The following is a 13,856-nucleotide window of genomic DNA, read 5'->3' as shown; positions in this document are numbered from 1 at the left end:
CAAAGGATTTTTCATGCTCTTTCCACAGTCGGTCCATTCGGATCAGCCACTCACCTATATGGCCCTGGGGCCCGTTACGCCGGGTGCCGATATTCCTGACATCAGAGGGCTGTATGCAGGCCCCGACCTGGATGGCTTGGAACAGAGCCCCGTCTGGGCCTCAACCCATTCGCCCCTGCTGCTGGAGCATGCGCAGAACACCTACCTGCATCCGGGCCTGACCGGGCATCGGATCACGCAGGGCTCCGAGGGCTTCCAGGCCGGTCGTTCCTGGTCGCCACGATTCCTGGTCGAGGGCCGGCCCGAGCAGACCGCCGACTCGCTGATCATCAAGGCTCGCGACGAGGGTGCCCAGCTTGGCTTGAAGACCAGGGTGGAGGCCATGGCCGGCGGCTCCCTGCGGATTCGTCACACCCTGCGCAACCTGGGCGCCGATCCCTTCCTGCTGGAGGGTCTGGAGATCCGCCTGCCCCTGGACGACCAGCAGACCCAGATTCTGGACTTCGCCGGTAGGCACGAGCGTGAGCGCAGCCCCCAGCGTCATGATATGGCCGACGGGGCCTGGGTGCGTGAGTTTCGTTGGGGCCGCACCGGCTTCGAAGGGCCCGTAATCATGGTGGGCACCCCCGGGTTCAACTTCCACCATGGCAGGGTGCTCTGCGTCCAGCCGGCCTGGAGCGGCAACACCGTGCTCCGGGTGGACCGGAACAGCGCCACCCCGGCCGGCGTCAGCGCTGGCGAGCTCCTCCTGCCCGGCGAGGTGGTCTTGGACCAGGGCCAGGAGTACAGCACGCCCTGGATCGTGGTCACCGCCTCCGACCATGGCATGGATCCGATCATGAACAGCCTGCACGCCTGGGAGCGCACCCTAACCGAGCATCCGCGCGAGCAGCCGGTCATCCTGAACGTCTGGGAGGCCATCGCCTTCAACCACGACTTCAATACCCTGCGCGACCTGGCCGACCGGGCCGCCCGCATCGGAGTGGAGCGCCTTGTTCTGGACGACGGCTGGTTCCACCTGCGCCGGGACGACAAGGCCGGTCTAGGCGACTGGTGGGTGGATCCTGCTGTCTGGCCCCAGGGTCTGGAGCCTTTAGTTGATTATGTCCACAAGCTAGGGATGCAGTTCGGCCTCTGGTTCGAGCCGGAGATGATCAATCCTGATTCGGATGCCTTCCGCGACCATCCTGAGTGGGTCATGAGGGCATCCTCCAGAAACCCGGAGCTGCAGCGCAACCAGCTGGTCCTAGACCTGACCAACCCCCAGGCCTTCAACCATGTGCTGGAGGCCATGACCGAGGTTCTGGGGTCCTGCCAAATCGACTACGTCAAGTGGGACCACAACCGCGACCTTCTTGAGGCCGGCTCACAGGTCCATGGGGGCGCGCCGGCCATCCACGAGCAGACCCTGGCTTACTACCACCTTCTGGACGCCCTCCGCACTCGCTTCCCTGAGGTGGAGTGGGAGTCCTGCGCCTCGGGCGGCGGCCGCATCGACCTGGGCGTGATCGAAAAGATCCGCCGCTTCTGGAACTCCGACATGACCGATGCCCTGAGCAGGCAGCTGATCCAGCGCTGGACCGAGCAGACCGTGGCCCCCGAGTACATCGGCGCCCACATCTCCCAGCCCTCCTCCCAGCAGACCGGCAGAACCTACAGCCTGGATTTCCGGGCCGCCACGGCCGTCTTCGGGTCCATGGGCATCGAGTGGGACATTCGCCAGGCCAGCGAGGAGGACCTGGAGCGGCTCAAGGAATGGATCGCCTGGTACAAGGTCAACCGCGGCTTCCTCCACTCCGGCCGCGTGGTTCGCCTGGACCTGGCTGACCCCTCGGCGCTGGCCCATGGCGTGGTGGCCCCCGACCGCAGCCGCGCCATCCTGGCCCATGTCCAGTTGGATGAATCCCTGCATAATCGTGGTGTTTGTCTACGTATTCCCGGTCTGGATCCCATGGCGCGGTATCGGCTCACCTGGACCGGCCCCGCCAAGCCCAGGGCCTCGTTGGAGCATTTGGATCCAACAGGTCCGCTGGGCACCGCCGAGGTCACCGGCACCTATCTGGAGCGTGTGGGTATCCGCATACCCCGTTGCCAGCCCGAGACCATCCGCCTGATCGACCTGGTCCGGGTCTGACCCGCCGCCGTCTGCCACACCACAGGGATGAAGGAGCACTGAGTCATGAACCCAACCAGCCTTAGCCTTGGAGAGCCGGATTGGATCACGCTGACCACCGATGCCGACAGGGAGACTGTGCCTGCGGGAAGACGCTTTCACACAGCCCCTGACGTGAGGGCCAGCCTTAAGGGCGGGTCCGCTCTGACAGTCAGCCTGACCGCCGGTTCAACCCCCATCCGGTCCCTGGTGCTGCGCTGGACCAGGCCCATGCCCTCCGATGACTTCTACCTGGGCGACGCCTGGGAGCGCGGCTACGGCCGCATGGGTTTCCAGACCATGCGTGCCAACCGGTTCATGCCCTGGTACTTCTTGGCGGTGGGTCAGGAGCAGGCCGAGGGGTACGGGGTGGTCACCGGGGCCAACGCCTTCTGCTTCTGGCAGGTCGATACGGCCGGTGTCACCCTCTTCCTTGATCTGCGCAATGGAGGCACAGGCCTGGTCCTGGACGGCAGGGAGCTTGAAGCGGCCACCATCGTTTGCCTGCAATATCCGCTTCAGGAGCGGGCTGGTGGTCCGGTCTTTGCTGTGGCCAGTGACTTCTGCTCCCGGATCAGCCGCAAGGGCCTCATACCCACCGAGCCAGTCTACGGGAGCAACAACTGGTACTACGCCTACGGGGACTCCAGCCGCTCACGGATTCTTGCCGATGCCGAGTATTTGGCCTCCCTGACCCAGGGCAGCGCCAACCGCCCTACCATGGTCGTGGACGACGGGTGGCAGGACCACCACCGGCTTGAGGACTACAACGGCGGTCCCTGGCGGCGTGGCAACGAGAAGTTCGGAGACATGGGCGCCCTGGCCGACCAGATCAAGGCCATGGGCATCAAGCCCGGCATCTGGTACCGTCCGCTTCTCAACGAGGACGAGATCATTGCCGACCAGTGGAAGCTTCCGCACAATGGATGCCTGGACCCCTCGAACCCGCAGGCCCTGGACTACATCCGCCAGGACATCGCCCAGCTGGGGGAGTGGGGCTACCAGCTGGTCAAGCACGATTTCAGCACCTTCGACCTGCTGGGCAGGTGGGGCTTCCAGATGAACCCCTGGCCCAGCCCGGACGGCTGGCACTTCTACGACCGGAGCCTGACCAGCGCCCAGGTGGTCAAGCAGCTCTACCGGGCCATCTTCGAGCAGGCCGCTGAGACCGGGATGCTGGTCCAGGGCTGCAACGTGGTCGGACATCTGGGCGTCGGCTTCATGCAGATCAACCGGACCGGCGACGACACCAGCGGCCTGCAGTGGGAGCGGACCAGGCAGATCGGGGTCAACACCCTGGCCTTCCGCCTGCCACAGAACGGGAGCTTCTACGCCACCGACGCCGACTGCGTGGGCATATCCGACTCAATCGACTGGAAGCTCAACCGCCAGTGGATGGACCTCTTAGCGCGGACCGGCACTCCACTCTTCTTCTCGGCTCGCCCCGACAGTCTGACCACCGACCAAGAGGGCCAGCTCAGGCAGGCCTTGGCCCTGGCCTCAACCGGTGGCACCCATGCCCTTCCCTCGGACTGGCTGGTCAACGACTGCCCTGAGATTTGGACTGACGACGGCGGCACCCGCCGATACTCCTGGTATCAGCCGGCTGGCCTGGAATTCGCTGACATGCCTGAGCGCTACGATGGGTACCTTTCAGCCGTATAGAGGTAATTGGCATAGGCGTACATGGCGGGCGCGCTCGGTTGGGGTGGGCGCAACCGCCAGTTCGCCGAATTGCAGTGATGGAAATCTGACCATACTTGCAAAAGGTACAGTGGCAAATGCATTGAATGCATGAGCCTGTTTTATCAGACTCTTCCAGGACGAGCCTGCGCGCATCGCGTCTTCGACTGCTTATCCGGCAGCTGGCTCATGCTTTTCTTTTCTGCTCCATTGTGCGAAGTGGTTGGGCTGTGCCATTGTGCGGAGACTATGGCACAGCCCTGTCCTGGTTTGCTTTTCAGCGGCCGGTGCGGGCTTGCTCGTGTCGGCGCCGCCGTGAGGCCAGGATGGCGCCTGTGCCGGTGGCTCCGGCAGTCAGGGTGAGCAGGATGCCTGCTCCTCCCGCCTTGGGCAGGGCCAGGGGTTGGTAGGTATAGGTCAGTGAGGTGTTGGTCATGGTGGGACCTGTGCCGCCTAGTGTGTAGTCGATGCTGACGGTCACCGGGCCGGGCTGATGGGGCGGGGTCACCGCCGTGACGGTGTTGCTGGCGGTGCGGGACCGGCTGATGGCAGCGGGGGAGGCATCGAACCTGGCTGCGGTGATGATCGGTGCCAGGCTGGACTTCACCTGCACTGGAACATTCGAGCTGACGGTGCTGTTGTTGCCGAGTTCGCCGTCACCATTGTATCCCCATGCCCAAATGCTCCCCTCCTGGTCATCGAAAGCCAGAGAATGATAGAAGCCTGCACCGATGGCCTGTGTGGCTTTGAGTCCGGTGTTGGGGTCGTTGGGGTGGGCTGGGTCGCGCACGCGCACGGGGACGTGTGAGTCGCTGGTGCTGTTGTTGCCGAGTTCGCCATACTGGTTCCATCCCCAGGCGTATGCGTACCCGTCGCTGCCGACAGCCAGTGAGTCATCGCCTCCGCCGCTGATTTGTGTGGCTTTGAGTCCGGTGTTGGGGTCGTTGGGGTGGGCTGGGTCGCGCACGCGCACGGGGACGGAATTCACGCCGAGCCAGTCAGCGCCGGTGTTGTTGCCAAGCTGGCCCCAGTCATTATATCCCCACGTCCAAGCGTTACCTTCCTGGTCTATGGCCAAGCTATGCCAGTTCCCGCCGCTGATTTGTGTGGCTTTGAGTCCGGTGTTGGGGTCGTTGGGGTGGGTTGGGTCGCGCACGCGCACGGGGACGTGTGAGTCGCTGCCGGTCTTGTTGCCGTTGCCAAGCTGGCCCCACTTGTTATACCCCCAAGCGTATACGTATCCATCGCTGCCCAAGGCTACGGAGTGAGAGCCCCCGCTGCTGACTTGTATGGCTTTGAGTCCGGTGTTGGGGTCGTTGGGGTGGGCTGGGTCGCGCACGCGCACGGGGACGTGTGAGTCGCTGGTGCTGTTGTTGCCGAGTTCGCCATACTGGTTCCGCCCCCAGGCGTATACGTATCCGTCGCTGCCTATGGCCAGAGAGTGGGGGCCTGCAGCGCTGACTTGCGTGTAGGTGAAGTCCTTTGATGTTCCCGCGGGTTTTCTGACGGTGATTGGTGCGCTCCTGTCGATGGTGGTGCCGTCGCCGAGCTGGCCGTTGCTGTTGCTTCCCCAGGCATAGGCGTTGCCGTCGCTACTTATGGCCAAGGAATGACTGGTGTCGGGCCCGCTGCTGATTTGGTTGAATTGGATGCCGCGGGTGGCTGGGGGGGTGATGGTTGTGGCCTGTCCGCCGAGCTGACTGCCTTGCTCCGGGTTGATGGCCCAGGTGTCAGGTGTCCAGTGGGCGGTAAGAGCGAGGTTCTGAGTGACGGGTCTGCTGAAGTCGTAGGCAGCCTTGCCATTGAACCATCCGTCGAACAGGAAGCCGTCTCGTTCCGGGTCGGGTGTGGGCCGTCTGACTCTTTGGTAGGGGCTGGCGATTTGTTGGCTGACGGGCTGGGGGCTGCCCCCGGCTGTGTCAAAGCTGACAGTGAAGGCCGCGTCTGGCTGGGCCGTCCGGGCGAGGCCCGGGGTCTGGCCAGCATCTTGTTCGAAGGTGTATTCGAGATTTTCGGCAAAGGGCTGTCCGGCTTGCCTGCCAGAGATGGCGATGCTCGCTGGTCCGGGCTTATGGGCGGGTGTGGTGGCCTGCCAGGCATTGCGGATCCAAGTGAGTCTGAGGGGCTGGCCGTCAAGGCTGGCCGCCTCCAGCAGCGGGGGCGAGGCAATGGTGATGACGACTGGTTTGCTGGTCTGGCCTGGACTCCATGAGGCGAGGCCGCCCTGCCTATCCAGGGCGGTGATTCTGCCGTCCGCGCTGGTGGCTTGTGTCCAGACGCGCCCGTCGTCGTGGATGCGGGCTGTGGGCTCGCCTGGTTTCCAGGCCCAGAGGTGTCCGTCTGCGTCCGTGATCACGGCCTGACCCTCGTTGGTGTTGATTAGGCTGGCCGGTCTGCCGCCGGTCAAGTTGACTGGATTAGCGTCGTTCGCTTCGTCAGCCAGCCAGTGGGCCTGGCCGTCTGCGTCCAGAAGGAGGATCCCCTGGCTGAGGGGCTCGGCCTGGATAATGCGTCTGGACGGATTCTGACTGATGCGTGTGATGTGCGGGTCTGCTTGACCGGGGCTCCATGACCAGGCCTGCCCGTCCTCGTCCACGGCCAGGAGTCGGCCGGCTGAGGCGACCGCGAGCACGGCCCGTCTACCCTGAGGCAGGACTGTTTCGGCTTGCCTCAGGGTAGAAGGGCCGTGGTCCTGCCGGCCTGTTTGGAAGACGTGGACGCGGCCCTGCCGGTCCACGGCCATGAGCCATTCTCCATTGCCGCTGATGTGCATGTACCGGGTGCCACGTCCCGCGTCCAAGGGGACGGGGGTGGGATGAGAAGCGGTCCAGACGTAGATCTGCTGGTCGGAGCCCAGGATCATCTGCCAGTCTCCGACTGAGACGGCCTGCAGGTAGCGAAACTCGCTCCCGGCCTGGGCGGGGGCGGGCAGACGCGTGAGCGAGGAGGTCGCGGTCCATGTGTACAAGCTGCCGTCTCCGCTCAGGGCTGTCAGTCTGCCGCCGGAAGCCTGGACGCAGGTTAGGGTCGGCTCTTGCCCGGAGGGCGGGTTGATGGTCAGGTGGATGCCGCCTGCGGCGGGTCCGCGATCCGGGCTGAGCGTCCAGTCCCCACTTCGGGCCCACTGGGCAGTCAGGACCATATCTTGAAGGACGGGGGTCCGGAAATCGAAGAGCCTGCCCTCCTGCATCCATCCGTCGAATCTGTAGCCGTCGCGCTGGGGATTCGCGGGAGGGCTGGCGAGACCCCCCTCCCGCACAGTTGACCTCACTGGCGCACTTCCGTTTGCAGGATCGAAGCGCACCGCGTGCACGGTCTGGCCGCCAGTTACCGACGAGGACGAAGGTCTGCCGACGGATGTCCCGGCATCCGCCAAGGGGGAAGGCGAGACAGACACGCCCCCCTCACCACGAGGGGAAGGCGAGACGGCTGAGGACCCGTCCGTTAGGCGGAAGGACTGCTCCTCCCCGGCGGGGATAGAAGGTTTCGTCTTGTCGGCAACAGCAGCCGAGCCTCCTGCGGCAGCGGCCACTACGCCCAAGCTTGACAGCAGGATCAGCAGGACCAGCGCCAGCATCAGCTGGCGTAGTCTGGACCTTAAACGCATGACAACCCCTTCGCCGGCAACGTCAGCCGTCGCCTGTCATCCCCTAAGGCAGAGTAGCCAACACAGCAGTCCCAAACCAATTGCCCCCACACCGACCATCAACACTATACCACCACAAATGCCCGGCGACGTCCTCGGTCGCGCATGGGGGAGACAAGCGTTCGCAGCTTCTGCGGTTCCGCCGCTTGACGGCCATGCCTGCGTGAATACAGGAGGAGCCCCGCCTCCTGCAATATGCGGGAGAGCCGAGCTCCGCAGCTGGACTGCCTGGCGCGGATCAGCCGGTGTTCTGCAGACCGGCGGCGACTCCCGAAACGGTGCAGAGGATCAGGTAGATGAAGTCGGCCTGTTGGCTCTTGCTGAGCTCCTCCTTGTCGTTGCGACGACGCAGGGCACGCAAGGCGCGCACCTGGGTCACCGACAGGGCGTCCACATATGGAGAGCGGATTCGGATGGCCTGGCCCAGCACGTGGCGGTGCTGCAGGGGCCACTCGTCGCCCACGATCTGCAGAACCCACTTGCGGGTCAGCTCCATCTCCGAGAGGACCTTCTGGCTCAGGTCGTCCCGGTCGCCCAGGGAGAGGTACATCTTGGCGATACGCTCGTCGGTCTTGGCCAGGCTCATCTCGATGTTGTCGATGAAGGTGCTGAAGAGCGGCCACTCCTCGTAGGCCTGACGCAGGGTATCCAGGTCGCCGAACTTCTCGCAGGCGGTGCCCAGGCCGTACCAGGCGGCCAGGTTGATTCGGGCCTGTGCCCAGGAGAAGACCCAGGGTATGGTCCGCAGATCGTCCAGGGACTTGGCGCCCAGACCACGCTTGGCAGGCCGGGAGCCGATGGGCAGCAGGCCGATCTCGTTCAGAGGCGTCACGATGGAGAACCAAGGGGCGAAGTCCGGAGTATGCAGCAGGTCCAGGAAGCGCTCGTGTGCGGCTTGGTCCAGTTCGTCGGCCATATCCGCGTACTTCTCGGTCATAGTGGTGTTGCGCTCCTCCACGCTGGGCGCGGATTGGAGCAGGGTGGCCGCAGCCACGGACTCGATGTGGCGGATGGCCAGGACCGGGTTGCCGTAGCGGGCGAAGATGACCTCGCCCTGTTCGGTCAGCTTGAACCGGCAGTTCACCGAACCCACAGGCTGGGCCAGCACGGCCCGGTTGGCAGGGCCGCCTCCACGGCCTACGGCGCCGCCGCGTCCGTGGAAGAGGGTCAGGTCAATGTCATGGCTCTCAGCCCACTTGGCGATGCGCTCCTGGGCGGAGTGCAGGGCCAGGGTCGCCGAGACAGGGCCGGCATCCTTGGAGGAGTCGGAATAGCCCAGCATGACCTCCATCTTGTTGCCGGTCTCCTTGAGCCGGGCCTGTACCTCGGGGATCTTGATGATCTCCTCCAGCACGTCCACCGAGTTCTGCAAATCCTCCAGCTGTTCGAACAGGGGGATCACGTCGATGACCGGCACGTCCTCGGCATGTTCGAAGGCCAGCCGGTTGAGCTCGTAGACGTCCTTGACGTTCTGCGCCGACTTGGTGAAGGAGATGATGTAGCGGCGGGCGGCCTTCTGGCCGTTGCGCTTCTGGATGGCTCCCAGGGCCCGGAAGGTGTCGAGCACCTCGTGGGTCATGGGCTGCAGCTCGCCGCGCTCGCCATGCAGGCCATGCTCACGGATATCCTCCAGGGCGCGGGCGTGGACCAGGGAGTGCTGGCGGAACTCCATCTCCACCATGTGGAAGCCGAAGGTCTGGGCCTGCCAGATCAGATCCTGCAAGGGGCCGTAGGCCTGACGGACCGCGCCCGCCTTGGCCAGGGAGTCCTGGACCACGCGCAGGTCGGCGATGAAGTCGTCACAGTCGGCATACATGAGGTCGGCGTCACGCTGGATGGTGGCCTGCAGGCGGTCTGCGATGACCAGGACTACGGCACGGTGCAGTTCGTTGTGAGAGATGGTGGCGGCCCGATCGGTCAGCCGTTCGCTCATCTCCTTCTGGTGGCTCCACAGGCTCCTCAGCTCGGGGCTGGGGGGTGTGGTGGTCACCTCCATGGTCATGTTGCGGCCCACGGTGGTGGTGGCCTTGACCAAGGCCTTGAGCATGTGGTCCGAGAACTTGCGGGCTACTTTGCGCGAGACCTTGGCAGTCACATTGGGGTTGCCGTCACGGTCGGAGCCGATCCAGCTGCCCGGGTGGAAGAAAGCAGGGCAGACCGGCTTGACCATGCCGGCCTTCCTGCCCAGCATCCAGTCATCGAAGCGGCGGTAGACCCTGGGAATGGTCTCGAAGAGCGTGGAGTCGAAGATATCCAGGATGGTGTTCGCCTCTTCGACGGGCGTCGGCTTCTTGGCTGCGATGGGCGAAGTCCGGAAGAGGGCGTCGATCTCGTTATGCAGCAGACGCTCGTTCTCCTCCAGTTCGGAACCGCCCAGACCACGGCGAACGGCCAGCAGGTTGGCGATGCGCCGGATCTTGCCCTCCACGGCCTTGCGCCGCGCCTCGGTGGGGTGGGCGGTGAAGACGGGGTGGAACTCCAGCTTCTCCAGCAATTCTAAAGCCTTGGCCGGGCCCATCTCCTGAAGGAGCTGGCTGTAGGCGCTGGTCATCTCGTTGATGGGATCGGTGCCCTTGGCCTCAAGGTTCACCTTGCCCTCACGCTCATGCAGGACCTTCACCCGGTAGTTCTCTTCGCAGAGGTTGGCCAGGTGGAAGTAGGTGGTCAGGGCGCGGGCCAGCAGCTGGGAATCCTTGACTGAGGTGTCGTCGATCAGGGCCACGGCCTTGGACAGGCCGTCCTCGTCAGGCACGGGGTCCGAGGGGTGGCGGTTGAAGTGCTCGGCGCTGGCCGTCATTACGTCCTCGCGCAGGGAATCGAACCGCTTGAGCAGCTGTTGATCGAACTCCCCCAAGACATCCCTGAGCAGCCGCAGGCACAAGGCCATGTCCTCGTCCAACGATTGAGGCAGCTTACGTTCCTCCGGCCCCTTGGTCCCGGTGCCGGATGTGACCAGGGTCGCATCGGCAGCCGTGATTTGCTGATTACTATCTGTCATCAGTCCTCCTTGTCGAATCGCAGGTTGCCCGGTCTTCGGCCATTCCACGGCTCCTCCGCGGTTATTGGTGGTCGGCGTTGCAGGCCCACAGCCTTCGATTCGATGGCTCGCGGCCCATTCTAGGACGTTTTCGGGTCGAATACGTTTCATGGTCCCATGCGGCGGTGCAGGGGCACGTGACCCGGGTGGAGTATGAATGTGGGTGTGAAATTCAAGAGCAGAAGTTCCAAGGATGGCTATCGTGGCAGGACCGCAGCCGAGGTCAGACGGGTCAGCAAGTACCACACCCACTCCATTCCGCTGGACATGGAGGATATTGAACGCGATTACGACAAGCCCATTGTCGAGGCTTGCATCGCGGCCAAAACCAGTCTGATTGTGCGGGTGGGCATGCTGGAGCTGGGGGCCGGCACGGGAAGCTTCCGCGTGCGCGAGATGATGCACAGGATTGCCTACCCCATGGGCGTGCACGTGCGGGCCGACGTGAACCTGACCGACATCGAGGCCACCTGCACGGATGGCGTGTCTCGGATTACCGAGGTGGTGGACCTGCCCACTACGGGGGTCAATACCGAGCGGATCTGGCTGCTGGAGCACTTCGCGGACTGGCTCAGCGTCAAGTGCGGGCAGGCGGGGACGTACCACGCCATGTCGGTGGTCTCCCGGGAATTGGTGGACAACCTGGACGAGCCGAACATCTACGCGGCGGCCCGCAAGGCGGTCAAGGAGGTGCTGGCCCAGGACCAGGATGCGGCCAAGGCGCTCAAGGATGTGGTGGCCACCGCTGTGCACAACGAGGACGAGATCAGCCAGAGCCGAATCGATGCGGCGGCCATGGACACCAGGACGGCCGCCGGTCTGGGCACTGTAGGCTCCACGCCTCGGTCCGAGGATTCCAACGATCCCAAAGCCGCTTCCGCTTCTGCTGCTGACGTGGTTGAGAATTCAGATTCGAGTGCCGCCAGCTCTGCAGCCGCTGAATCTTCTGCAACCAGTCAAGGACGCGATTCGGGGGCTGGGCGGCCCGCTTCCGGACAATCTGCGTCAACTCAAGGCGGAGCGCGTGAGAAGGCCAGGTCTTCCGAGGGCGCCGCGTCCTCCGAACAGTCGGTGTCTTCCGTCTGGTCCGCGTCTTTCAAAGAGGCTGTATCTTCCGATGGGCCTGTTTCCTCTCACGAGTCCGCATCCTCGCAGACGCGGGCTACGGATGGCATCACAGTCCGACAGGCGCATGAACGCCTGGACCTGATCGAGCGACGCAGACCCCTCTACTCGCCCCTCTTCTCGGGCTTCGCCTCGGCCGTGGCCTGCGCGGCCTTCGTCTTCCTGCTGGGCGGCGGCCCCTACGACATGGCCGGAGCTTTCGTCGGCGCTGGCATAGGACAGTGGGTGCGTCGTCAGATGCTGGGCAGGCGGATCAACCAGTTCTTCGCCACCGGAGTGGCGGTCATCATCGCCGCCCTGGCCTGTGTCGGCACGCTGAGGTTGGCGGGTATCTTCGACCCTGTGGCTCTCAGGCACGACACGGCTTACATTGGCGCCATCCTCTTCGTCATTCCCGGCTTCCCCCTGGTCACTGGCGGCCTGGACATCGCCAAGCTGGACTTCCCCTCGGGAGTGCAGCGCATCACCTACGCCTTCTCGATCATCCTGGTGGCCACACTGGGCGGCTGGGCCGTAGCAAGGATGGTCATGCTCAACCCCCAGGGCTTTGAACCCATGAACCTGAGCCCCTGGCTGATGGCTGGCCTGCGCTTGGTAGCAGCCTTCTGCGGGGTCTGGGGCTTCTCGGTCCTCTTCAACTCACCCCAGCGCATGGCCCTGGTGGCCGCCGTCATCGGCGCCCTGACCGACACCATGCGCTTGGAGATGCAGGATCTGCTCCACGTTCCTCCTGAGATGGCCGCCTTTTTGGGCGCCTTTCTGGCTGGCATGCTGGCCACGGTCTGGCGTTCCTCAGTCCGCCACGGCCTGCTGCCGCCCGATCTGGGCTATCCAAGAATCAGCCTGACCGTGCCCTCAATCGTCATCATGGTGCCCGGCCTGTATATGTACCGGGCCATGTTCTACCTGGGGCAGTTCAATACGCTCAACGCCCTGGACTGGGCCTTCCGGGCCTTCATGGTCATCATCTGCCTGCCTATCGGCCTGGTTACGGCTCGGGTGCTGACCGACCGCTCCTGGCGGTACGACGTCTAGTAGCGCATGCCCATGGCCGAGCGGACCTGATCAAGAGTCTCCTCGGCTACCTGGTTGGCACGCTTGTTGCCTTCAACCAGGATGTCGCGCACGGTGTCCATGTCCTTGGCCAGCTCGGCGCGGCGCTCGCGGTGGGGTGCCAGGAATTCGTTGACCGACTTGGTCACATAGGCCTTGAGGGCGCCCGAGCCGGCATTGCCGATCTCCTCGGCGATATCCTCGGGCTTCCGGTCGGTCACCAGGCCGGCCGTGGTCAGCAGGGCCGAGACTTGGGGGCGGTTGACAGGGTCGAAGGTAATCCTGCGCTCGGAGTCGGTGGGGGACTTGCGGATCAGCCTGGCTGTCTCCTCCGCGGTGGCGCCCAGCATGATGGAGTTGCCGTAGGACTTGCTCATCTTGCGGCCGTCCAGACCTGGAATCTCAGGGGTGTCAGACAGGATGGCCTCAGGCTCGGGGAAGACCGGAGCCTGGCCGTGGTAGCGCTCATCGAAGCGGCGGGCGATGGTCCGAGTCAGCTCCACATGCGGCAGGTTGTCCTTGCCGATGGGCACTACGTTGGCCTTGCAGAAGAGTATGTCGCAGGCCTGGTGGACCGGGTAGGTCAGCAGCAGGCCGGTCAGGGCGTGGCCACTGGCCTCCATCTCGGCCTTGACGGTGGGATTGCGGTGAAGCTCGGCCTCGGTCACCAGGGAAAGGAAGGGCAGCAGCAGCTGGTTCTCTGCAGGGGTGGACGAATGGGTGAAGATCATGGTCTTCTTGGGGTCGATGCCTGCGGCCAGATAGTCCAGCACCAGGTTGAGCACGTTGTCGCGGATGTGCTCGGTGGTGTCCCGGTCGGTGATGACCTGGTAGTCGGCGATGACGATGTTGGTGTGTACGCCGCGATTCTGCATCTGGACGCGCTCGCGGATGGAGCCGAAGTAATGGCCCAGATGGAGCCTGCCGGTCGGGCGGTCGCCGGTCAGCATGGTGTAGCGGCTGGGATTCTTGTCCAGCTCGGCCAGCACCTGGTCGGACCGATGCTTGGCGGCTCTGAAGCTATCGCTGATCTCGTTGCCTGCCGCTGTGACTTCTTCCTGCATGGTCCCACCCTCGTCGTCGTGCCGAATGTCCTTCTGGGAATTGCTTTTATGGTAAAAGTCCGAGCCGACAAGATGCGTAGGTGGTACTCTCATAAA

The 13,856-nt window shown here is 64.1% G+C and carries 6 protein-coding genes; 3 read left to right on the top strand and 3 right to left on the bottom strand.

What is annotated here, in order from left to right:
* Window positions 1-13: 13 nt before the first annotated feature.
* The gene (locus J3U06_RS07935) at window positions 14-2,134 is read left to right on the top strand and encodes an alpha-galactosidase (protein WP_267444845.1); all 2,121 of its coding nucleotides are present in this window, start codon (window positions 14-16) and stop codon (window positions 2,132-2,134) included.
* Between the two features lie 45 nt (window positions 2,135-2,179).
* Window positions 2,180-3,817, top strand: coding sequence for a glycoside hydrolase family 36 protein (locus J3U06_RS07930; RefSeq protein WP_267444844.1), 1,638 nt, complete (start codon window positions 2,180-2,182; stop codon window positions 3,815-3,817).
* A 295-nt stretch (window positions 3,818-4,112) separates the two neighbouring features.
* Here J3U06_RS07930 and J3U06_RS07925 read toward each other — a convergent pair whose 3' ends face one another.
* The gene (locus J3U06_RS07925) at window positions 4,113-7,442 is read right to left on the bottom strand and encodes an InlB B-repeat-containing protein (protein WP_267444843.1); all 3,330 of its coding nucleotides are present in this window, start codon (window positions 7,440-7,442) and stop codon (window positions 4,113-4,115) included.
* Between the two features lie 277 nt (window positions 7,443-7,719).
* Entirely contained in the window at window positions 7,720-10,479 is a 2,760-nt protein-coding gene (locus J3U06_RS07920) for a phosphoenolpyruvate carboxylase (protein WP_267401024.1), read from the bottom strand.
* A gap of 306 nt (window positions 10,480-10,785) precedes the next feature.
* Between J3U06_RS07920 and J3U06_RS07915 the strand changes: the two genes are divergently transcribed.
* Complete coding sequence (locus J3U06_RS07915) at window positions 10,786-12,678, top strand: threonine/serine ThrE exporter family protein (protein ID WP_267444881.1); 1,893 nt, start codon at window positions 10,786-10,788, stop codon at window positions 12,676-12,678.
* Here J3U06_RS07915 and trpS read toward each other — a convergent pair.
* Entirely contained in the window at window positions 12,675-13,760 is a 1,086-nt protein-coding gene (gene trpS / locus J3U06_RS07910) for a tryptophan--tRNA ligase (protein WP_267444842.1), read from the bottom strand. The two genes, J3U06_RS07915 and trpS, sit on opposite strands and share 4 nt — an antisense overlap.
* Between the last annotated feature and the right edge of the window lie 96 nt (window positions 13,761-13,856).

Origin of the sequence: Bifidobacterium sp. B4142 (assembly GCF_026537325.1) — a bacterium.
In the GTDB taxonomy this organism is placed as follows: Bacteria; Actinomycetota; Actinomycetes; order Actinomycetales; family Bifidobacteriaceae; genus Bombiscardovia.
The sequence above is the reverse complement of the archived record's forward strand: the minus strand, read 5'-3'. Positions and strand labels throughout refer to the sequence as shown.